The sequence below is a fragment of the Neoactinobaculum massilliense genome (genome assembly GCF_900604955.1).
In the GTDB taxonomy this organism is placed as follows: domain Bacteria; phylum Actinomycetota; class Actinomycetes; order Actinomycetales; family Actinomycetaceae; genus Neoactinobaculum; species Neoactinobaculum massilliense.
The window spans coordinates 609873-632435 of record NZ_UWPE01000001.1 but is presented as its reverse complement, the minus strand read 5'-3'; the positions used below and the strand labels follow the sequence as shown (position 1 = coordinate 632435).

Sequence of the window (22563 nt, the reverse complement as noted above, 5' to 3'; positions counted from 1 at the left end):
ACCGCGTGGTGCCGACACGCCGGAACATCCTTGTCCGTGCGCGAACATCAGACACGGAAGAAGCCGCGGTACGGCGTTGAGTCCGCGTCCGCGGGCGCTGTTACGTCGCAAAAGGGCCCGGCACTGCCGGGCCCTTTCCGCTAGCTTGCGCTACTTAGTTGCCGCGATGGTGGCGCGAGCGGCCTCCACAACGGCGTCGGCGGTGACTCCGAAACGCTCGTAGAGCTCCGGCCCGGAGGCGGAGGCGCCGAAGTGATCGATACCCACCATACGGCCGGCATCCCCCACATACTTCGGCCAGCCGAGGGTGGCGCCCGCCTCGACGGAGACGCGCGCCTTGACACCCGGCAGGATCACGGAGTTGCGGTAGTCCTCGTCCTGCGCTTCAAACCATTCGAGGCAGGGCAGGGAAATAACGCGAGCACCCACACCCTCCTTCGCCAATGCCTCACGCGCGGCGACAGCGAGCTGAACCTCGGAACCGGTGGCCAGCAGCTGAACGTCCACGGTGCCGGTGGGGGAGTCCGCGAGTACGTACCCACCGCGGCTCACGCCCTCGGCTGAGGTTCCCTCCAGCACCGGCACACCCTGGCGCGTGAGAATGAGGCCGGCGGGCCCGCGATCCGAGTGCTCCAGAATGGTGCGCCAGGCGGCGGCCGTTTCATTAGCATCCGCCGGGCGCACTACCGCGAGGTTCGGGATGGCGCGGAGCGACCAGAGGTGCTCGATTGGCTGGTGGGTGGGGCCGTCCTCGCCCACGCCGATGGAATCATGCGTCCACACGTAGACGGAGGGCACATTCATGAGTGCGGCAAGTCGAACGGCGCCGCGCATGTAGTCCGCGAACTGGAGGAACGTGCCGCCGTAGGCGCGCGTGAGTCCGTCCAGCACAATGCCGTTGACGATGGCACCCATGGCGTGCTCGCGAATGCCGAAGTGGAGTGTGCGGCCGTACTTGTTGCCCGGGAACGCCTTGGTGGCGTGGTCATCGGGAATGAAGGAGGGCTCGCCATCCATGGTGGTCTTGTTGGAGCCGGCCAAGTCCGCAGAACCGCCCCAAAGTTCGGGCAGTACGGGCGCGAGGGCGGAGAGCACCTTGCCGGACGCCGCACGCGTAGCCACACCCTTCAACCCGGGCTCCCAGCTGGGGAGCACGTCCGTCCAGCCCTCGGGGAGCTGGTGAGCGGCGAGACGATCATAGAGAGCTGCACGATCCGGGTGTGCGGTGCGCCAGGCGGCGAACTTGGCATCCCATTCCTGATGGGCCGCCGCGGCACGCTCAGCTGCGTTCTTACGGGCGTGCTCCAGTACCTCCGGAGCCACCTCAAACGTCTTGTCAGGATCGAAGCCCAGCACCTTCTTGAGGCCGGCCACCTCGTCGTCGCCAAGCGCAGCGCCGTGCGAGGAGCCGGACCCCTGCTTGGTGGGGCACGGCCAGGCAATGATGGTAGAAAGACGAATGAGGGAGGGCTTGGACCGTTCCTGCTTGGCGGCCTCAATGGCCGCGTAAAGCGCCGCGAGATCCTCCCTGTAATCACCGCCATTCACCCAGTCCACGTGCTGCGTGTGCCAGCCATAGGAGCGGTAGCGTGCCTCTACATCCTCGTTGAACGCGATAGAGGTGTCGTCCTCAATGGAAATGCGGTTGTCATCGTAAATGACAATGAGGTTGCCCAGTTCCTGCGTGCCCGCAATGGAGGAGGCTTCGGAGGTGATGCCTTCCTCAAGATCACCGTCGCCGGCAATGACATACACGAAGTGATCGAAGGGTGAGGTACCGTCCGCGGCATCCGGATCCATGAGTCCGCGCACGCGGCGCTGCGACATGGCGAAGCCGACGGCGGACGAAAGGCCCTGTCCAAGCGGCCCAGTGGTCATTTCCACACCGTTTGTGAGTCCAAATTCTGGATGGCCCGGGGTGAGGGAACCCCAGGTGCGTAGGGATTCAATGTCCTTCTTTTCCAGTCCATATCCCGCCAGGAACAGCTGGTTGTACTGGGTGAGTGAACTGTGACCAATGGAGAGAATGAAGCGGTCACGCCCTTCCCACCGGGGATCCTGCGGATCGGCGCGCATAACCTTCTGGTAGAGCAGATAGGCGACGGGCGCCAGCGAAATGGCCGTTCCCGGGTGGCCGTTGCCCACCTTTTGCACCGCGTCCGCTGCGAGCACGCGGGCCGTGTCAACGGCGCGCTGATCGAGATTGGACCATTCGAGCTGAGACATACTTCCTCCTCATTGATTAAAAGCCTGCCTAGATGAGTCTAGCGCCGCGGCTAACTCTTCAGATGAGCCCTTATACTCGATTTATGCACATCACGCGCGCCATCCAGCAGTTTTTGGCGAATATCGCCGTGGAGCGCGCACTATCCGCAAACACGGTGGCCGCCTACCGCCGGGATCTTGGGAAGTATGCGGGTCACCTTCAGGCGCGTGGCCGCGACGACGTCGCCGCGGTGAGTGGAGAGGACGTCGCCTCATTTTCGGAGCGGCTAGTAGAAGAGGGTATGGCCCGTACGTCTGTGGCACGAGCATTGGCGGCAGTGCGCTCCTTCCATCGTTTTGCGTTTGACGAGGACATGACGAGCGTCAATCCTGCGGCCGGTGTGAAGCCACCGAAGCCCGGCACACGGTTACCCAAGGCCTTAACAGTGCCGGAAGTCAATGCCCTCCTTGACGCTGCCTCTGAGCAGGAGGGGGCTATTGGCATTCGTGATCGAGCCCTCCTTGAGGTGCTCTACGGGACCGGGGCGCGCGTATCGGAGGCGGTCGGGCTCACGGCGGATGATATTGACCTCTCTGAGCGGTCCATTCGACTGTTCGGAAAGGGACGCAAAGAACGGGTACTGCCACTGGGCTCCTATGCGGCGGATGCGGTGGCGGCTTACGAGGTGCGGGCGCGTCCGGAACTCGCGGCGCGCGGAGACGGGACCCCCGCGCTATTCCTCAACACGCGGGGGCGCCCGCTGTCACGGCAAAGCGCGTGGGGCATCATCCAAACGGCCGCGCACCGGGCGGGCCTGGAGCACGTCACGCCGCATTCGCTGCGGCATTCCTTCGCTACTCATCTGCTTCAGGGCGGCGCAGACATCCGTGTTGTGCAGGAGATGCTGGGGCATGCCTCTGTCACCACCACGCAGATTTACACCAAGGTGAGCGCGCAGACCATGCGGGAGGTGTACGTTACGTCCCATCCGCGGGCGCTGCACGAATAGCGCCGGGCGTCGAATCGTCCGGCAAATGGACAGGAAAGTCTTCCTGTCGGAGCTCATTTCTAGGATGACAGCATGGGAGACAGCCGCATCCGGATGGCGTTCGCGTCCATACGCCAGAGCGTCCGGGGATTTCGAGCGCAGTGGGCACAGTGGTGGGCGGTCGGTTCATTCCTCACGCTTACCACCGGCCTGGTCACCCTCCTGCTTCCGGTTGCCTCCTACCTGCTCATGGTCTCCTCCGGCTCTCTGGTCGACGCCGTCACGAGCGGCGGTAATGCCGCCCTCCAGTTCTGGATACTCGCTGGATCGGTGGTGGGCTCGGCCCTCTTTGCTGCGCTCCAGCGCAGCCTGAGCGCACGGCTCCAGGAGCGCACGGTTACGGCGACGGCGGTGGCCATCGCCCAGCTGGCGGTGGAGCCCGCCTCGGTGCGTCACCTGGAAAACCCGGAGATTGGCGGGCGAATCCGTACGCTTGTTGATAACTCGCGGGACTACCTGGTGCGCGAAACAACGTCGTCCACCTGGACCGTCTGGTCCACGCGCCTCTCCGGCATTGCCTCGGTGGTGCTGCTCCTTGCCTGGCAACCCGTGGTGGCCGTACTGCTGGTGGCCGGGATGTGGGCCGCATCCGTGGCCACCACCACCTACATTACGGGCGTGTACCAGAGCATGGGTGATGGGGCAGAATTGCGCCGAAGCGGCTGGTATCAGCAGCTCGCCACGCGGCGAGACACCGGACGTGAACTGCGCCTCTTCGGGCTTACTCCGTGGGCGATCAAGCGTTCAATGGACCTGTGGCGCACGGCCAAGGAGCAGGCGTGGGCACAGCGCTCAGGCACTTACCGTCGTTTCCTCGGCACCTTGGCGCTTATCACGGCGATCACCGGGATCTCTCTGGCCTGGCTCATTCACGATGCCTGGATCGGGCTGGTGAGCGCCGGTTCGTTTGTCGCGCTCATTCAGGCGATCATGGGTACGGAGGCCTTCGGGCCGGTGGGAGATTTTGCCGAGATTATCGCGCGTGGGCGCAAGCAGATTGAAGAGATTTGGGAGCTTGGACGGAAGCTGGGCGTTCGCATCACCTGGCGCGTGCCGGCCGCGAGTTCCACGGACGCCACAGGCGTAGTTCCGGCACGTGGCATCACCGGAACCGACTCGGAGAGTAACAGCACAGGCGTGGGGGAGAGCGGCCGGGAAACGGAGTCCGCGGCACTGAGTATCTCCATCCAGAACCTGAGCTTCAGCTACCCGGGTGCGGACCGTCCGGTCCTAGACGGGCTCAATCTCGCGGTTCCGGCCGGGCAGTCCCTGGCCATTGTGGGCGTGAACGGTTCGGGGAAATCCACGCTCATGCGTCTTCTCTCGGGGCTGGAGCGGCCGAGCGGCGGCACCATTCGGGTGGCCGGCCACGATCCCATAGAGCCAGGCTTCGCGCCCGCGCATATTGGCATGGTGCTACAGAACTTCACCCGGCTGGAGATGTCGGTACGGGACAACATCGTGCCCGCACTGGCGGGCACGGCAGAGCGGGATAGGCTGGCCCTCGCCGGTATCCACCGGGCGGGCGCGGAACCCGTGCTCGACCGCGTGGGGAGCCTGGACCGGGTACTCAGTGCTGCCTACCCGGACGGCACGGACCTATCTGGCGGTCAGTGGCAACGCATAGCCCTGGCGCGTGCCCTCGCACGGGTGGAGCACAGAGCGGGCCTCCTCATCCTGGACGAGCCCACTTCGGCGCTGGACGTACGCGCGGAAGCCGAGCTGTTCGCGCGGTTCCTCGATATGCCCGGAGAAACCACCCGCATTCTGGTTACTCACCGGCTTTCTTCCGTGCGTGAGGCGGACAGAATCGTGGTGCTGGACGGCGGACGGATCACCGAGGACGGCACTCACGAGGAGCTCATGGCCCACGGCGGGCTCTATGCGGATATGTTCACGACGCAGGCGGCGCGTTTCCAGGCGGCCGGAAACGCGGATGAAGACGGCATGAACGAAGACGGCGTGGATAAAGACGATGCGGGCGAGGAACACCCGAACGATGAATATGCCGGTGGGGAGTGCCTTGGCGTGAGTGCAGGCAAGAAGCACCCCGAGAGCGCGGATGCTGAGCACACGGGGGCAGCCGCAGGGAACGAAGGAGAAATGGCATGACACGGCTCGGATGGAAGGGGCTCCCGCAACTGATAGCGCGGGCGATTCGGACTAGCCCGTCCGCATTCTTCCTCGCACTGCTTGAGGCCACGGGAAATGCAATCTCGGGGCTCATTCCCGTGTTCGTGGCCATGGTGGCCGGAGGCGTGGCCGCCCACACCCTGGGCACCACCGTGGCCGGCGGCGTCTGCCTGGTCATCGTGTCCAGCCTCCCCATGAGCCTTATGGTGGTGGGCACGAACAGCCGTATCCTGCTCATGGAAAAGCTGCAGGGCTACTACAACTCGGAAGTGGCGCGCATGCTCGGTAGCGTGCCTACTCTGACGCTCTACGAAGACCCGAAGGTGCAGGACGAGGTGAAGCAGCTCGCCGATAAATCCGGCTCCCTCGGCAACACCTTCAACATGACCATCGTGGTATTGAACCAGATTGTGCGTCCGATTGTGCTCACGGTGAGCGCGATCGCGTTGCACCCGCTGATGGTATTCGCCGTGCTAGCCGCATTGCCCACCGTGGCGCTGGGGCTTTACACGCCCAAGCTGGATGAGAAGGCGGAGAAGGCCTCCGCCCAGCCGGGCCGGCTCACTGCGCATCTGCAGGAGATCGCCTGCGGCGTGGAGTCCTCGGCCGAATTGCGCGTACTTGGGGCGCAACGCTGGTTCTTCGTTCGCCTTGCGGACGCCGCGCGGGGCTGGCGTCGGCCGTTCTCCCGTGCCACCTCGCTCCAACAGGCCCTGCGTTTTCTCGCCTCCCTGTTCTACAGCGGTGTATCTCTGTGGGTGCTGTGGGTCCTTACGGTGGGCGCCCGGGTGGGGACCGTATCCGTGGCTGTACTTGCCGGCGCGATTACGGTGATGCTGGGCATCATGGAGGCATTCAACGGCCTGCCATTCGCCATTCAAACATTCTCCGAGGTTCTCCGGGAGACGGGCCGCTTTGTCTGGGTGCGCCGGTACCTTGAGACGGAAAACACGCGGCATGCCGGTACGGCGGTGCCGCCCTCGCGCCTGGGGACCGGTATCGCGCTCCATCACGTGAGTTTTTCCTACCCCGGTGCCTCACGGCGCGCGCTTGAGGACATTAACCTCAATCTGCCGGCGGGGAGCGTCGTAGCGGTGGTCGGGGAGAACGGCTCCGGGAAAACCACACTCGCCTCCCTCCTGACCGGCATGTATGACCCGAGCGACGGAGAGGTAACAATAGACGGTACGCCGTTGAACATGTTCGATATCACGGCGTGGCGGCAGCGGTGCTCGGGAGCATTTCAGGATTACGTACGCTTTGAACTGACCGCCGGGAAGACGGTGGGTATCGGTGGTCTACCGCGGATCGAGGACCGGAAGGCCATCGGCCTCGCGCTCGAACAGGGTGCCGCCGCGGATGTTGTGGCCGCGTTGTCGGAAGGTCTAGACACGCAGCTTGGCACTGCGTGGGGCGGACAGGATCTCTCGGGTGGCCAGTGGCAGCGCCTGGCGATTGCCCGCGGCATGATGCGGCCCCATCCACTGTTACTGGTGCTGGATGAACCTACCTCCGCGCTGGACGCGTTTACTGAGGACGTCATCTTTAGCCGCTATATCAAGGCTGCCGGGGCGGCTCGCCGGGACGGTGCGGTCACGCTGCTCATCATGCATCGTTTCTCCACGGTGGCAGCGGCGGACCTGGTGGTGGTGCTCGATGCCGGCAGGGTGGCTGAGGTCGGTTCGCACAGGGAATTAATAGATCGTGGTGGCCTCTACGCGGGGCTCTACTCCCTGCAGGCGGATTCGTATCGGTAGGCGTGCCGGGCATCGTCTTGTCACGGGCGTTCGGTATCCGCCTTTGGTACCGGCCGACTGATGTGTATGGCACGCCGGCCTCCTCCCAGACACGAACATGCGCATCGACCGCATCGCGAGGATGCCCGGCTCGGGTAGTGTAAGGACGTGACCGAATCAGACGCCCTTTTTGACACCCCGCAGGTGGATTTCCCCGAACCTGCCCCGCTTCCCAGCCACGGGCCCGCCCGAATCGTGGCGATGGCCAATCAAAAGGGCGGCGTGGGGAAAACCACCACCACGATTAACCTCGCGGCCGCACTGGCTGATTACGGCCGTCGCGTGCTGGTGGTGGATTTTGATCCGCAGGGGGCGGCATCCGCCGGCCTGGGTATTAATGCGCGTGGCCTGGACCGCACTATTTACAACGAATTAATCGCCGATCACCCGGATGTGGAATCCATTATTCAGCACACGTCTGTACCGGGATTGGATGTGGTGCCCGCCAATATCGATCTTTCGGCGGCCGAGATTGTGCTGATTAACGAGGTGGCTCGCGAGCAGGCTCTGCTGCGTGTGCTGCGGCCGGTACTGAACACCTATGACCTCATCATCATCGACTGCCAGCCCTCCCTCGGTTTGCTCACGGTCAATGCGCTGACGGCCGCACACGGTGTGATCATTCCGCTGGAAGCCGAATTCTTTGCGATGCGCGGAGTGGCGCTGCTCACGGAGCAGATTGCGCGCATCCAGGATCGCCTCAACCCGCGTCTCACGATTGACGGTGTACTGCTCACCATGGTGGATCTGCGTACGCTGCATTCTCGGGATGTCATGCACTCGGTGAAGGAGGGCTTCGCGGACAAGGTGTATTCCACGTTCATCACGCGTACCGTCAAGTTCCCGGACGCCTCCGTGGCCGCTGAGCCCATTACCCAGTATGCGCCGAGCCACTCTGGTGCCAAGCAGTATCGCCAATTCGCTCGGGAGGTCATCGCGAAAGGGCAGTGCGCCTAGCACATGGCGGACAGGCAGGATTTCGAGGTGGACCTGGATGTTTTCTCCGGGCCATTCTCCGTGCTGCTTTCCATGATCGCCAAGAAAAGGCTGGACGTCACCGAGGTGGCGCTGGCCGCGGTCACGGATGAGTTCATCGATTTTGTGCGTGCCCGCGAGGGTGCGAATCTGGATCAGATGAGCGAATTTGTGGTGGTGGCCTCCACTCTGCTGGCGTTGAAGGCAGCCAGGCTGCTTCCCGGGCATACGGAGGACAGCGAGGACGCAGAACTACTCGAGGAACGCGATCTCCTGTTCGCCAAGCTGTTGCAGTACAAGGCGTTCAAGGAGGTAGCGGGCGACCTCCGAACGCGCCTAGCGTCACGCGCGTTTGGGCGGGATGTGCCGGTGGAGGAGCGCCTGCTGGATGCGCTCCCGGCCGTGCGCCTGGGTCTCACCGTTGGGGATTTAGCGCTGTTGGCTGCCACCGCATTTGCGCGCGATACCTCGGAGCCCCAGGTAGAGATCAGCCATCTGCATTTTGCTGAGGTTCCGGTTGAGCAAGAGATGCGTGTTGTGGAGGAACGCCTCACCCGCGGCACGCTCAGCTTCTCAGAGCTCTGTAGTGATGCGCCGACTACGGCAACGGTGGTGGCGCGATTCCTCGCTCTACTCACGCTGCTGCGGCGTCGCGCGGTGGTCGCCGAGCAGGCCGAACCGCTGGGGCCCCTCATGATTCGCGCCACGCCTGAAGAAGACACGGGAGCACGCGACGGGCAGTCAGAGTGGGACGCGTGATAACATAAAAGGTTGCTGTAGCGGCGAGGGGATACATGGCCCCGGCCGGTCTATCCCGGGGAGGAGAGTGATGGGCGAAACACGCCTGGGTGCGTTGGAGGCACTCCTGTTCGTCGCCGTCGAACCACTCTCTGTGAGCACGCTTGCCGCCTCGCTCGGTGAATCCGAGGCCACGGTGAACGGGTTACTGGCCGCGCTGAAGGAGGAATACGGCACGGGGCGGGAACGTGGTTTTCAACTACGGAACGTGGGTGGAGGCTGGCGTCTCTATACGAATCCTCGGTACGACGACGTCGTGCGGCCCTTCGTAGTGGGTGATCGCACGTCGAAACTATCGGCCGCCGCACTGGAAACCCTGGCCGTGATCGCGTACCGTCAGCCCGTTACGCGTGCTCAAATCGCTGCAATTCGTGGTGTGAACGTGGATGGCGTCGTGCGTACGCTGAGCGCCCGCGGGTTGGTGGCGGACGTGGGGGCAACGGATACCGGGGCGCGGCTGTATGGTACGACGACCGCGTTTTTCGAGGCCATGGGGATGGACTCGCTGGATGACCTGGCGCCACTGGCGCCCTACCTCCCCGAACTGGATGAACTTGAAGATGAAGGAGACGTCAGGTGAAGGAACGCCTGCAGAAGGTAATGGCGCACGCGGGCGTGGGTTCGCGGCGCTACTCGGAGGAACTCATTACGCAGGGCCGCGTGGAAGTAAATGGCGCGGTGGTTACGCAGCTGGGTACGCGCGTTGACCCGGCGGTGGATCACATTCGCGTGGATGGCCTCTCGATCGAAACGAACGAGGACCTCCTCACCGTGGCTCTATACAAGCCCACGGGCGTCGTATCCACCATGGACGACGAGATGGGCCGCCCATCCCTTGCTCAATACGTCACCGAGTTTCCCCAGCGCCTCCACCATGTGGGGCGGCTGGATGAGGATACCGAGGGCTTGATTCTGCTTTCTAACGACGGCGAACTCACCTACCGCCTCACGCACCCGAAGTACGAGGTTCCGAAAACCTACGTGGCACGGGTGCAGGGCACGGTGACGCGCGGACTGGGACGCGTGCTCCAGCAGGGCATCACCCTCAAGGATGGCCCCGTGCGAGTGGATAAGTTTGTGCTACGCGAGGCGGCACAGCGAAACTCAATCGTGGAGATTACGCTGCACGAGGGCCGCAACCGGCTGGTACGCCGCATGATGGGTGAGGTGGGACACCCGGTACTCGAACTGGTGCGCATCAAGTTCGCTACGATCACGGCGGGACACTTGAAGCCGGGCCGTACGCGGATTATTCGCGGCACGGAACTTTCGGCGCTCAAGCACTCGGTGGGTCTGTAGCTCGACGACGCCGAACCGGACGGGTAGTTTTTCGGCGGCCCTGGGCCGGGCAGGGTTCGGGCGCGCGAGGCCGCCTTGCAAGCCTGCCTGGCGGCGGGTTCGCGCGAGGAGAACGGTGGTGGACAAGACGGGAAGGAAAAGCGCATGAATGTGGTGATCGCGGTGGATGGGCCCTCGGGTTCAGGTAAGTCCACTGTATCCAAGGCCGTGGCACGCAAACTTGGCCTCGGCTACCTCGATACCGGGGCCATGTATCGGGCTGCCGCGTGGTGGGCTCACCACTGCGGCATTGATCTCGACGATCACGAGGCGGTCACCGCGGCCGTTGCCAAGATGAACCTCCGCATGCCGCTTGATCCGGACGCACAGAACATCACGGTAGCCGGCACGGATATTACGGCGGCCATTCGCACCTCGGAGCTCTCCCGTGTGGTCTCGAAGGTAGCTGTCAACCTGGACGTGCGCGCCATCCTGGTAGCCCGACAGCAGGCGATTATTCGCTCGGCCGGCCGCATCATTGCCGAAGGGCGGGATATCACCACGGTGGTGGCACCGGATGCGGATGTGCGTGTGCTGCTAACGGCGTCGGAAAAAACGCGCCTGGAGCGGCGTGCCCTAGAAAATCAGGGGACCAAGGACTCCGCGGCGCTCGCCGCAACCCGCGCGGAAGTGACCGAGCGGGACGCGAAGGACGCGACGGTTACGAATTTCACCACGGCTGCGGATGGTGTAGTGACAATTGATTCTTCGCGCCTCTCCATTGAGCAGACGCGGGACGCGATTATTGACCTGGTACCGGAGGAAATGCGATGAGCGAAACCGAGCCGACAGAGGAGGAGCGCGCCTCCGTACTCCGCTCCGATTTGGAGCGATACGAACTCACCGAGGAGGATCTGGCCGACTTGGCCGGTGAAACCTCGGAGGACGAACATGCAGCAGATGGCGAGGGGACGCTGCCCATACTCGCCATTGTTGGACGGCCAAATGTAGGGAAATCCTCCCTGGTCAACCGAATCGTGGGGCAGCGTGTGGCCGTGGTACAGGACACGCCCGGCGTCACACGTGACCGCGTGTCCTACCCGGCCGAATGGGGCGGACGCCGCTTCACCGTTGTAGACACGGGCGGTTGGGAAATTGACGTGGACGGCCTTGATGAGGAGGTAGCCCGGCAGGCGGAAATTGCAATCTCGGGGGCGGACGCCGTCCTTCTCGTGGTGGACGCCACCGTGGGTGCCACGGACACGGATCTGAGTATCGTCAAGCTGCTGCGCCGCGCCGGCAAACCGGTGATTCTGGCTGCGAACAAGGTGGACTCACCAACGCAGGAGCCGGATGCGGCGGCACTGTGGAGCCTGGGTATGGGTGAGCCCCACCCGGTCTCGGCCATGCATGGGCGCGGTACGGGCGACCTTCTCGACGCCGTGGTCGGCACCCTTCCCGCTGTCTCTCGCGTAGCCCACGCACCGGAGATCAAGGGGCCGCGCCGTATCGCCATTGTGGGACGGCCCAACGTGGGTAAGTCTTCACTCCTCAACCAGCTCGCGGGCACCACGCGCGCCGTCGTCAGCAACGTGGCCGGTACCACCCGCGACCCGGTGGACGAAACCGTGCTCATTGACGGCCAGCCCTTCACTCTGGTGGATACGGCGGGTATTCGGCGCCGGCTTCACCGCACGTCGGGTGCCGACTACTATGCGTCGCTGCGTACCGCGAAGGCGCTGGAAAATGCGGAATTGGGCCTCGCGCTGGTAGACGCGTCCCAGCCTCTGACGGAGCAGGATATTCGCGTCATCCAGCAGGTGATCGACGCCGGACGCGCACTGGTGATTGTGTGCAACAAGTGGGATGAAGTAGGGGAGGAGCGCCGCCTTGAATTGGGGCGCGAGCTCGAAACCGAACTGGTCCAGATGCAATGGGCAGAGAGGATCAACCTTTCGGCACGTACGGGCTGGCACACGAATAGGCTGTCGGGCGCCATTAATACGGCTCTTGCATCCTGGGACATGCGCATCACGACGGGCAAACTTAACGCGTTCCTGTCCGAAGTAACGGCGGCGCACCCGCACCCGGTGCGCGGCGGAAAACAACCCCGTATTCTTTTCGGCACGCAGGTTTCTCACCGGCCCCCACGATTTGTTTTGTTCACCACGGGATTTCTCGAGGAAACCTACAGGCGTTTTCTCGAAAATCAACTTCGAGAGCGGTTTGGATTTAGGGGAACACCCATCGAAATATCGGTGCGTCCCCGCCAGCGCCGCCCGCGGAAATAGCCGGCTTAGCGCTCGCACATAGCGGAAAATGGCGCCAGGCTGCCATTTCAAGCGTGACCAAAGGCCCACCTGCCGTGTAGAATATGCACGGCTGGTCGTTAGGACCATTCGCCCACGAGAGAAAGAAGTAAGGGGCATCGATGAAGCTGAACCTCAAATCAATTTCGGCAGACGGAGAACTCGCAAAGGCAGGCATTAAGGTGCCCGAGTTCGACGTCAGCGCCGTTCAGGAGCGGGCACGGAAGGAGCCGCGCTGGATTCATCTGGGTCCGGGCAACATCTTCCGTATCTTCCTGGCACGTATTGCCGACGACGCCCTGGCTGCTGGTGATTACTGGCCTATCACGGGTGTGGTCCCGATGGATCCGAAGGAACAGGATCTTCAGCTCACGCCGTTCGACAATCTGACGCTGGGTGTCATCCTCAATCCAGATGGCAGCCGCGATGAGCGCGTTATCGCGGGTATGGCGGAGTCCCTGAGCTGGCAGCGGGAGGCGGATTGGGAGCGCCTCACGAAGCTCATGGCTGATCCTTCCGTCACCCTCATGACGTTCACGGTCACGGAAAAGGGCTATTCGATCCAGGATTCCCACGGCAACGTGACCGACGCCGTAAAGGACGCCTTTAACGGTGATCCCTACGCCCGCAACGCGAACACCATGGTGTCCGTGGCCGCCCTACTGGCGCATCGTTACCGCGAGGGCGCGGCTCCCATCACGCTGCTCTCCACGGATAACTTCTCCCACAATGGGGATAAGCTGCGTGACTCCATCCTCACCGTAGCCACGGGTTGGGTGGAAGCCGGCAAGATGGAACAGGGCTTTGCGGACTGGGTTTCCGATTCCAGCAAGGTCGCCTTCCCGATCTCCGTGATTGACAAGATCACCCCGCGTCCCTCTGAGGAAGTGTCCGAGGCTCTTGCCACGGCCGGTTTCGAGGATATGGGTATTGATCACGTGGGACGCACCCCGGTGGCGGGCTTCGTAAATTCGGAGCCCACGGAGTACCTCATCGTGGAGGATAACTTCGCGGCGGACCGCCCGAAGCTGGAGAACTACGGCGTTATCATCACGGACCGTGAGACGTGCGATGCGTTCGAGAGCATGAAGGTATCCTCTTGCCTCAACCCGCTTCACACGGCACTCGCTATCTCGGGTGTGCTGCTGCACTTCCCGACGATCGATTCCGAGATGCGGGATGCGGATCTGTCCGCTCTGGTACACCGGCTGGGCTGGAAGGAAACGCTGCCGGTGGCCACGAATCCGGGCATCGTCAAGCCGGAGGATTTCCTCGGTGAAGTGCTCGAACAGCGCTTCCCGAATCGGTATCTGCCGGATAGCCCGGCTCGAATCGCCATGGATACCTCTCAGAAGCTGCCGATCCGCTACGGTGTGCCGGTCAAGGAGCACATTAAGCGCGGCACGGATCTGGATTCCCTGGTGGCAATTCCGCTGGTATTCGCGCTGTGGGCGCGCTACCTCATGCAGGTTGATGACGAGGGCAAGGAGTTCGAGCCTTCATCTGATCCGCTCTACGACGAACTTCATGAGTATGTGAAGGACATCAAGCTGGGTGAGGATACGGATGTGCACGCCCACCTCCAGCCCATCTTCTCCAATGCTGCAATCTTTGGCGTGGACCTCTACACCACCCCGCTCGGGGCCAAGGCGGAGGCCCTCTTCTCCCGGCTCATTGCGGGTCCGGGTGCCATTCGTACAACTATCCATGAGGAGATCAACTAATGAAGATGACGTTCCGCTGGTACGGCGAGGGCTATGACCCGATCCCGCTCCAGTACATCAAGCAGATTCCGGGCGAAACGGGCATCATGGGCGTGCTCTCCCAGTACCAGGCTGGCGAAGTATGGGAGAAGTCCGAAATTAAGAAGATGATGGACCAGGTGCACGAGGCCGGCCTCGAGTGCGAAATCATCGAGTCCGTCAACGTTCACGAGGACATCAAGCTAGGCCTGCCCACGCGTGACCAGTACATCGAGAACTACAAGACCACCCTCGAGAACCTGGCTGAGTTCGGCGTCAAGGTTGTTATCTACAACTTCATGCCCGTCTTCGACTGGCTCCGCACGGAGCTCGCTCACGTGAACGAGGACGGCTCCACCTGCCTGTACTTCGATCAGAAGGATCTAGAGGGCATGACGCCGCAGGATATCGTGGCCAAGACGGCCGACGAATCCAATGGCCTCACGCTGCCGGGCTGGGAGCCGGAGCGCCTCGAGCGCCTCGATGAGGTTATGAAGCTCTACCAGGGCATGACGGTGGAGCAGCTGCGCGAGAACTGGAAGTACTTCCTGGAGGGCATCATCCCCACCTGCGAGCGTGTGGGTATCCGCATGGCTTGCCACCCGGACGATCCGGCGTGGGATCTGTTCGGCATTCCGCGCGCCTACAAGAACCGCGATGACATTGACAAGATTGTCAAGCTCGTGGATTCTCCGTCCAACGCGCTGTGCCTGTGCGCCGGTTCGCTGGGCTCTAACCCGGACAACGATGTGCCGGCCATCTTCCGTGAGTTCGGGGAGCGCGGCCGCGTCGCGGCCGCTCACGTGCGTAACGTGAAGTACCTGGGCGAGCGTAAGTTCCAGGAGGCCGCTCACTGGTCAGCGGACGGTTCTCTTGACATGGTCGCCATCATGGAGGCCATCTATGACACGTGCCCGGACGTCTATGTGCGCCCGGACCACGGCCGCATGATCTGGGGAGAGACCGGGCGTCCCGGCTATCCTCTCTACGACCGCGCCTTGGGCACCCAGTACCTGCTGGGCCTGTGGGATGCAATTGACAGAATGAAGAAGGCGAGCAAGTAAATGACAAAGCAGCTTCCCAATGCGCTTCCGTTGCTTGAGGCGAACCCGATCGTCCCGGTAGTCGTTATCGACGACGCCGCGGACGCCGTTGATACGGCGAAGGCACTCGTGGCCGGTGGTATCGGCGTCGCGGAGGTAACGTTCCGTACCGCTGCTGGCGGGGATGCTATCGCGGCTATGAAGGACGTTGAGGGCATGACGGTCGGCGCCGGCACGGTGCTGAACGGCGAGCAGGCCACCAAGGCCATTGATCTGGGTGCTCACTTCCTGGTGTCCCCGGGGTGGAATGAGGACATCGCCGATGTGGCCATTGACCGCAACATTCCTTACCTTCCGGGTGTGCAAACGGCAACCGAAGTTATGATGGCGCTCAAGTTTGGGGCCAAGGTTGTCAAGTTCTTCCCGGGTGGTGAAGCGGGCGGTCTCAAGATGGTTAAGGCCCTGCGCGGACCGTTCAACTCCACCTTCTTCCTGCCGTCCGGTGGCGTGAACCAGGACAATCTTGCTGAGTGGGTCTCCTACGAGGGCATTGCCGCCGTTTCCGGCTCCTGGGTTGCCAAGCGCGCCCTCATCAATGATCACAACTTCGCGGAGATTACCCGCATCGCCAAGCTGGCAACGGACACCGTAAAGGAGATTCGTAAGTGAGCGATTCGCTGCAGATTAAGAGCGCCGAAGAAACCGCGTATGACATCGTGTCCCTTGGCGAAGTAATGCTTCGCCTGGACCCGGGGGAGGGACGTGTCCGTACGGCACGTCAGTTCCGCGCGTCCGAGGGCGGCGGTGAGTACAACGTGGCCCGTGGTCTGCGCCGGGTATTCGGCAAGCGGGCCGCCGTTGTCACCTCCCTGGTACGCAACGAAGTAGGACGTCTCCTTGAGGATCTCATCCTTCAGGGCGGCGTGGATACTCGCTTCATTCAGTGGGTTGAGGATGACGGCATCGGTCGCTCGTCCCGTAACGGCCTCAACTTCACTGAGCGCGGCTTCGGTGTGCGCGGTGCGGTCGGTACATCGGACCGCGCCAATACCGCGATCTCCCAGATGAAGCCGGATGCGGTGGACTGGGACCATCTGTTCGGTGACCTCGGCGTGCGCTGGCTCCACACTGGTGGCATTTACGCGGCCCTCTCCGAGACCACCGCCGAAACGGTCAAGGCGGCCATGAAGTCCGCGCATGAGCACGGCACCATCGTCTCCTATGACCTCAACTACCGCTCCTCCCTGTGAAAGGCGCAGGGTGGCCAGGCCCGCGCTCAGGAAGTGAACCGCGAGCTGGCGCAGTACGTTGACGTCATGATCGGTAATGAGGAAGATTTCACGGCGGCCCTGGGCCTCGAAGTTGAGGGTGTTAACGCCAACCTGGATAACCTCCAGGTGGAGTCCTTCCACAAGATGATTGACAAGGCTGCGGCCACGTACCCGAACTTCAAGGCCATCGCCACCACGATGCGTCAGGTTCGCAGCGCCACGGTGAACGACTGGGGCGCCGTTGCGTGGAAGCGTGATCAGGGCTTCGTACAGGCCACCCAGCGTGACGGCCTGGAGATCTTCGACCGCGTGGGCGGCGGAGATTCCTTCGCCTCCGGTCTCATCTACGGACTCATGGAGTTTGGCGACATTACGAAGGCCGTCAACTACGGCGCCGCTCATGGTGCGCTAGCGATGACCACGCCGGGTGATACCTCGATGGCCTCCATCGAAGAAGTAGAGAACCTGGTGAACGGCGGTTCTGCGCGCGTGAAGCGCTAAACTGCAACGGATGAGTGGGGTGTGCGGCGGTAGCCGGGCACCCCACTTTTCTATACCGACGACGTCGAGGCGCGCGGGTTGATCCGGGCGATAGAACGGCGTCGGCATAGGTAGCGCTAAAAAAACCGGGCACCTCTGGGGCGCCCGGTGGTAACACCTGGTGAAAACTAATGCGTGTCTGTTATTTTCCTAGCTCTCTCTGGGGGGGGGGCAGGGTGACACCACTCGCCTTCGCTTGAGCGATGAAGAAATTCTTCATGATCTCGTGAAGCTCATCCCGATCACCCGCCTCAATGTGGTGAACAAAGTTACCCACAATGGGGTAGTCGCTCAGAGTCTTTGCCGGATCTTTCCAGTTGCTTGCCCAGCTGAGGGCGGCGCCGCCCTGCATCACGATGCTGGTGTACACGGTGGAGAGACGACCGGCGGCCTGCTCGGAGAAGCCCACGGATGCAAGCATGCGGGCGAAGGCCTCCATGTGAGGCAAAAACGCAACGTACCGTGCCGGCTGCTCCAGTACCACGCTGGCGAGTCCGCGATAGGAGCGAATAGTATCCAGAAGCGTATCCGTGTAGAAACGGATGGCCTCTGACCATTCCAGTCCCTCCGGTACAAGCGGGGTGCGGGCGGCGGCATCCTGGAGAGTGGAATCCACCACGTCCTCGCGTCCACGGAAAATCCGGTACACGGCCGGAGCGGCTACACCCACCTCGGTGGCCACCTCACTCATGGTGAAACGGTCCAGCCCAATATTGGCGGCAGCCGTTATGACATCTTGGGCATTAAAACGTTGTTTACGGCCTACTCGTTTCGGCTCGGAATTTTTCACGGTTTAAATTTTACGTGAAATGAGGATGAAATATCAGGGGAAAAAAGGCCCAGTTTCAAATAAAACTGGGCCTTTCGTTAACAGTATGTATGTGCTAGCCGGTATTTCTCATGCCCGCAGCGACGCCATTTACTGTTGTGAGGACCGCGCGCTTAACATCCGCGGGTACTTCACAGCCTCGATCCGTGTCTTTGCGCACCCGGGCGAGAAGGGAGACCTGCAAATAGTGAATTGGGCGGAGATACCGGTCGCGGACCGCCAGGCTTCGAGCGAGTGTCGGCTCCGACTCGAGGAGCACGGACTGCCCGGTAAGTCGCGTAATCTCGGCGACGGTCAGCTCATACTCCTCGCGAATCTTCGCGTAGATGGGCCAGAGGCTTCGATCTACCAATGTGTGAACGTAGTGCCGAGCAATATCCATGTCCGTTTTGGCCAGGGTCATTTCCACGTTGGAAATGACCGAGCGGAAGAACACCCACCGGCTGGCCATCTCCTTCAGTTCCGGCTCGAACCCGGCCTCACGAGCCGCCTTGAGCCCAGAACCGACGCCGTACCACCCGGGCACAATCTGACGGGATTGCGTCCAGCCAAACACCCAGGGGATAGCGCGAAGACCATCCAGTCCCTGCTCCGAGGTATTACGTTTCGAGGGGCGCGAACCAATCTTGAGATCACCCAGCAATTCCACCGGCGTAGCGGAGGTGAAATAGGTGGCGATCCCATTCATATCCATGAGGTCCCGGTAGGAGCGGAAGGCCGCGTCCGAGGTAAAGTCCATGACCTCGTTGAAACGCTTGAGTCGGGCCGCGCCGGAACGAGACGCTCGATGCAAGCCGGCGGCCTCTAACGTGGCCGCGACCGCAATATCCAGGTTCTCGCGCGCCAACGCGGGCACCATGTACTTGTCGGAGATAACCTCGCCCTGCTCCGTGAACTTGATGGATCCGGTGATTACCCCGGCGGGCTGACCGAGAATGGCCTCGTAGGTAGGACCACCGCCGCGGCCCACCGAACCACCTCGACCATGGAAAAGCGTCAGAGAGATGCCGTATTCAGCGCACACGTCACGCAGTTGCCGCTCGGCCTGGTGAATCTCCCACAGTGAGGTGAAAATACCCGCATCCTTATTCGAATCCGAGTAACCCAGCATCACCTCCTGATGATTGCCGCGCGCACGTACCAATTCGCGATACGTAGGATCATTGAAAAGCGTGCGCATGATACTGCCGGCCGTGCGCAGTTCCTCCACCTGTTCCAGCAGTGGCGCAAAATCTAGATCCGAACGAATGTGGCCCTTGCGCACATCCACGAGGCCGGCTTCGCGCGCCAGCAATGCCACGGCCAGAATGTCATCCGCACCGTGCGTCATGGATACCAGATACGTACGGATGGACCGTTTGCCGTAGACCGAGTGCGCATGGCGAATCTCCTGGAACACATCGAAGGTACGCTGTGCGCCTTCAGAAAGTGAGGAGTCCGGACCGGTGAGTGACGCGGGTGCTAACGGCCGGGGAGAGGCCAATGTCCGAGAAAGCACGGCCGTACGCTCGTCTCGCGTCAGGCTTGCGTAAGGACGGTCCAGTTCCCCATAACCGTCAAAGATCTCGGCAAGCAAATCATGATGCTTCTCCGAATGCTCACGCACATCCAACGTGGCCAGGGAGAATCCCATCTGTGCAACGACATCACGCGCCGAACGCAACTCGCCGTCGGCCACCTTCGGAGCACCGTGACGCCGCAGGGACTCACGTACCAGGTCAATTTCCGCCACCATCTCTTCTGGCGTCGCGTAGTCCCGATGCGGTTCGTGGTCTGAGCCGTGCTGCAACCGCTCCGAGGTGTTGGCCACCTTGGCGCGAATCGCGAGTACCTTGAGCCGATAGGGCTCATCGGCGTAAAGCTTTGCGTCATCCGCCGACAAGAGCCCCGGCGTATCCAAATCCTGCTGGATAGAAGCCTGCAGTGTTGCATCGGTACCGCTTAGCCGGGAGGACGCCGAAACAGTGATGAGTGCCCGGCTGAGGATTTCCTGGGCTATAGCAAGGGCCGTGTGAGATTGGATCCGGAGTACCTCGGCCGTCACGGCCGGCGTGACGAACGGATTGCCATCGCGATCCCCGCCAATCCATGAACCGAACCTCAGGGGGAGGGAATCTTCCGGTACCTTCACGCCGTACTTGGCGAGCTCATAACGGAAGCTGGTAAGCATGGACGGCAGCGACGTCGAATAGAGGTCCCGCAGGTACCACATGAGATTGCGCGCCTCATCCTGCGGGGTGGGCTGCACATGCCGAATTTCATCCGTCACCCACAGGCTTTCCACCAGTTCGGCAAGGCGTGCATCCTGCAATTCGCGCGCGGCTGTGCCTGGCTCGGTGGGGACGGCCACGATTTCAGAAATACCACGCAGCTTAGTGAGCACGGCGCGGCGCGAGGCCTCGGTGGGGTGGGCGGTGAACACCATGTGAACATCCAGCGCATCCACCACCTTCTGCAGTCCCTCGGTTCCCAGCGCCTTGGCGGCTCCGGCAACGCTGCGCGCCAGCCATCCCTCACTGTCCGAGCGATCCTGAATCTCACGCGAACGCACGCCCTGGTCCGCCGCATTAGCGAGCAGGAAGTAGATGGAAAGCGCGCGGGCTAGGCGGCCCGCCGATTCGACGTTGTGATCCTCGGTGAGCCAGTCAACCACGTGTGTGGTGAGGTCATCGGCTTCGCTACGGGCGGAGGATTTCGCATCCTCTAGAAGTTCTGACCCGTGGCGGATACGCGATACCCAGGTGCCGAGCTCACTTCCATCCTGCGCGTCGAGCTCACTAGCCAAAATGCCGGTAAGCCGCGCAATGATGGAGTCGAGCGCGGATTCGTTGTCCCAATGCTCGCTCATAGGGCCGAGTGTACGCGCACTGGAAAGTAACCCACGCCGCATTGCAGCCGAAACAGCCCGCGTAGTATGGCACAGCTTTCAACTATTTTGTGTCAGTTTTTCAAGGTTGATGGAGGAAACCGTGAAGATCCATGCTCTTCAGCGCCTCTGCGCGTCCCTCGGTATTGCCGCCCTGGCATTCGGATTGAGTGGGTGCGCAGGAAATTCGACTGCGGAGAAGAATACTGTGACGTTCGCCACCGGAGATGCGGAACCCACCTGCCTGGATCCGCACGTGGGTGGTAATTTCCCGCAGGCTCTCGCCGGAAACCAGTTCCTCGAGTCCCTTTTCTCTAAGAATTCGGACGGCGAGATTATCCCGTGGCTAGCCACCTCCGCCAAGGTTGCTTCCGACAAACTCAGCTGGACCGTATCTCTCCGGGAAGGCGTCAAGTTCCAGGATGGCACCGACTTCAACGCGGATGCCGTGGTGGCGAATGTCAACCATATGAAGGATCCGAACACGAAGTCCTCCACGGCCATCCTTGCCATGTCCAAGGTGAAGCAGGTGGTACCGCTGGATGCACACACGGTGCGTTTCGACCTCTCGGAGCCGGATGGCGCCCTCATCGAGTCGCTCGCGCAAACATGGACGGCTATGGAATCGCCGGCCGGCATCAAGCGAGGCGAGGAGGCCAACTGTGCTCACCCGTACGGCACGGGTCCGTTCCAGGTGGAGAACTGGGAGCAGAAAAAGCAGATCACCTTTACCCGCTACGAGGGCTACAAGTCGGCACCCGCGGATGCGAAGAATCAGGAGGGTGCCGCAAAGATCGAAAAGATCGTATGGCAATTCATTCCGGAATCATCCACGCGTCTCGCGGCCCTAAAGTCCGGACAGGTGGATGTCATTGACTCGGTGCAGCCCGATGCGCTGGCGCAACTGGAGAAGGATTCCAACTATGGCACGGCTGTGTTTGCTCGTCCGGGCACCACGGCCCGTATTGAGCTCAATACACGGCGCGCCCCGTTCAATGATGATTCCGTACGGCAGGCGTTCATCAAGGGGATGGATATTGACCCGGCTATCAAGTCCCTCTATCACGGCACGCTGGAGCGTTCCTATTCGATCCTCTCGGATTCGGTGAAGTTTGGCGTGCAGGATCCGGATATGTTCACGCCTGACACGGATGCGGCAAACAAGCTGCTGGATAAGGCCGGCTGGACCGACCGCGATACCGATGGCGTGCGCATGAAGGACGGGAAGCGCCTGACCGTCTCCTTCCCACTCTCCACGAACCAGTCCATTCCTGCTGAGCAGTCCCTTGTGCAGCAGATTGCGGATCAGGAAAAGAAGGTGGGATTCGATGTCAAGATCGAGCTACTCGACCTTTCCTCCTGGTATGCGGCATCCGGAGATTGGACCTTTGACGCGATTATTGCCCCGTACTCCAAGACGTCTCCAGATGTGCTGCGCACGGTCTATTCCTCCAGCGCTATCGAGCCGGCGCCGTCGGGGTATCACGCGAACAACACGGGTTGGTCCAGCCCCGAACTGGATGCGGTACTGGATCAGGCCTCACAGGAGGACTCTGATTCCGTCCGCGGCCCGCTCTATGAGAAGGCCCAGCGTATGATTCTGGATTCTCACACGGTGATCCCGCTCTATGGCCAGATGGTGCAGACGGCTTACACCAAGGACCTTGCGGGCTATCGGCTGCAGCCGCAGCTGGGCGTGCCCACATTCCTCGACGCGTCCTGGAAGTAA

General features: G+C 62.0%; 18 protein-coding genes. 15 read left to right on the top strand and 3 right to left on the bottom strand.

Annotated features, from left to right (window positions below; genetic code table 11):
• Positions 1 to 150: 150 nt before the first annotated feature.
• The gene (gene tkt, locus EIH27_RS02805; protein WP_124039454.1) at positions 151 to 2226 is read right to left on the bottom strand and encodes a transketolase; all 2076 of its coding nucleotides are present in this window, start codon (positions 2224 to 2226) and stop codon (positions 151 to 153) included.
• Positions 2227 to 2309: 83 nt separating this feature from the next.
• On the opposite strand from tkt, the gene xerD reads away from it, so the two are divergent.
• The 14 genes from xerD (at position 2310) to EIH27_RS08115 (ending at position 17100) form a co-directional block, all read left to right on the top strand.
• The gene (gene xerD / locus EIH27_RS02800) at positions 2310 to 3215 is read left to right on the top strand and encodes a site-specific tyrosine recombinase XerD (protein WP_241152942.1); all 906 of its coding nucleotides are present in this window, start codon (positions 2310 to 2312) and stop codon (positions 3213 to 3215) included.
• A gap of 72 nt (positions 3216 to 3287) precedes the next feature.
• On the top strand, positions 3288 to 5366 hold the full coding sequence (locus tag EIH27_RS02795) for an ABC transporter ATP-binding protein (protein WP_124039452.1): 2079 nt from the start codon (positions 3288 to 3290) through the stop codon (positions 5364 to 5366).
• Positions 5363 to 7144: an ABC transporter ATP-binding protein gene (locus EIH27_RS02790; protein ID WP_124039451.1), complete on the top strand. Its 1782-nt coding sequence runs from the start codon at positions 5363 to 5365 to the stop codon at positions 7142 to 7144. The genes EIH27_RS02795 and EIH27_RS02790 overlap by 4 nt, the downstream gene beginning before the upstream one ends.
• Before the next feature lie 147 nt (positions 7145 to 7291).
• A complete protein-coding gene (locus EIH27_RS02785) occupies positions 7292 to 8140 on the top strand; it encodes a ParA family protein (RefSeq protein ID WP_277424090.1) in 849 nt (282 codons plus the stop codon).
• A 3-nt stretch (positions 8141 to 8143) separates the two neighbouring features.
• Positions 8144 to 8917: a segregation and condensation protein A gene (locus EIH27_RS02780; protein WP_124039450.1), complete on the top strand. Its 774-nt coding sequence runs from the start codon at positions 8144 to 8146 to the stop codon at positions 8915 to 8917.
• Positions 8918 to 8987: 70 nt separating this feature from the next.
• Positions 8988 to 9536 carry an SMC-Scp complex subunit ScpB gene (scpB, locus tag EIH27_RS02775; protein ID WP_124039449.1) on the top strand — a complete coding sequence of 183 codons (549 nt, stop codon included), beginning with the start codon at positions 8988 to 8990 and terminating at the stop codon, positions 9534 to 9536.
• On the top strand, positions 9533 to 10255 hold the full coding sequence (locus EIH27_RS02770; protein WP_124039448.1) for a pseudouridine synthase: 723 nt from the start codon (positions 9533 to 9535) through the stop codon (positions 10253 to 10255). The genes scpB and EIH27_RS02770 overlap by 4 nt, the downstream gene beginning before the upstream one ends.
• A gap of 144 nt (positions 10256 to 10399) precedes the next feature.
• Positions 10400 to 11068 carry a (d)CMP kinase gene (gene cmk / locus EIH27_RS02765; RefSeq protein ID WP_124039447.1) on the top strand — a complete coding sequence of 223 codons (669 nt, stop codon included), beginning with the start codon at positions 10400 to 10402 and terminating at the stop codon, positions 11066 to 11068.
• On the top strand, positions 11065 to 12525 hold the full coding sequence (gene der, locus EIH27_RS02760; protein WP_124039446.1) for a ribosome biogenesis GTPase Der: 1461 nt from the start codon (positions 11065 to 11067) through the stop codon (positions 12523 to 12525). The genes cmk and der overlap by 4 nt, the downstream gene beginning before the upstream one ends.
• A gap of 140 nt (positions 12526 to 12665) precedes the next feature.
• Positions 12666 to 14267, top strand: a complete 1602-nt coding sequence (locus EIH27_RS02755) for a mannitol dehydrogenase family protein (protein ID WP_124039445.1) — start codon at positions 12666 to 12668, stop codon at positions 14265 to 14267.
• A complete protein-coding gene (gene uxuA / locus EIH27_RS02750; RefSeq protein WP_124039444.1) occupies positions 14267 to 15349 on the top strand; it encodes a mannonate dehydratase in 1083 nt (360 codons plus the stop codon). The genes EIH27_RS02755 and uxuA overlap by 1 nt, the downstream gene beginning before the upstream one ends.
• Positions 15350 to 15997, top strand: coding sequence for a bifunctional 4-hydroxy-2-oxoglutarate aldolase/2-dehydro-3-deoxy-phosphogluconate aldolase (locus tag EIH27_RS02745; RefSeq protein WP_124039443.1), 648 nt, complete (start codon positions 15350 to 15352; stop codon positions 15995 to 15997).
• Complete coding sequence (locus EIH27_RS08120) at positions 15994 to 16578, top strand: PfkB family carbohydrate kinase (protein WP_420892134.1); 585 nt, start codon at positions 15994 to 15996, stop codon at positions 16576 to 16578. Before EIH27_RS02745 ends, EIH27_RS08120 begins: the two co-directional genes overlap by 4 nt.
• Before the next feature lie 33 nt (positions 16579 to 16611).
• The gene (locus tag EIH27_RS08115) at positions 16612 to 17100 is read left to right on the top strand and encodes a PfkB family carbohydrate kinase (protein WP_420892133.1); all 489 of its coding nucleotides are present in this window, start codon (positions 16612 to 16614) and stop codon (positions 17098 to 17100) included.
• Between the two features lie 181 nt (positions 17101 to 17281).
• Here the strand turns inward: EIH27_RS08115 and EIH27_RS02735 are convergent, their stop codons facing one another.
• On the bottom strand, positions 17282 to 17929 hold the full coding sequence (locus EIH27_RS02735) for a TetR/AcrR family transcriptional regulator (RefSeq protein ID WP_124039442.1): 648 nt from the start codon (positions 17927 to 17929) through the stop codon (positions 17282 to 17284).
• A 94-nt stretch (positions 17930 to 18023) separates the two neighbouring features.
• Complete coding sequence (gene ppc, locus EIH27_RS02730; protein WP_124039441.1) at positions 18024 to 20816, bottom strand: phosphoenolpyruvate carboxylase; 2793 nt, start codon at positions 20814 to 20816, stop codon at positions 18024 to 18026.
• A gap of 121 nt (positions 20817 to 20937) precedes the next feature.
• Between ppc and EIH27_RS02725 the strand changes: the two genes are divergently transcribed.
• Positions 20938 to 22563 carry an ABC transporter substrate-binding protein gene (locus EIH27_RS02725; protein ID WP_241152941.1) on the top strand — a complete coding sequence of 542 codons (1626 nt, stop codon included), beginning with the start codon at positions 20938 to 20940 and terminating at the stop codon, positions 22561 to 22563.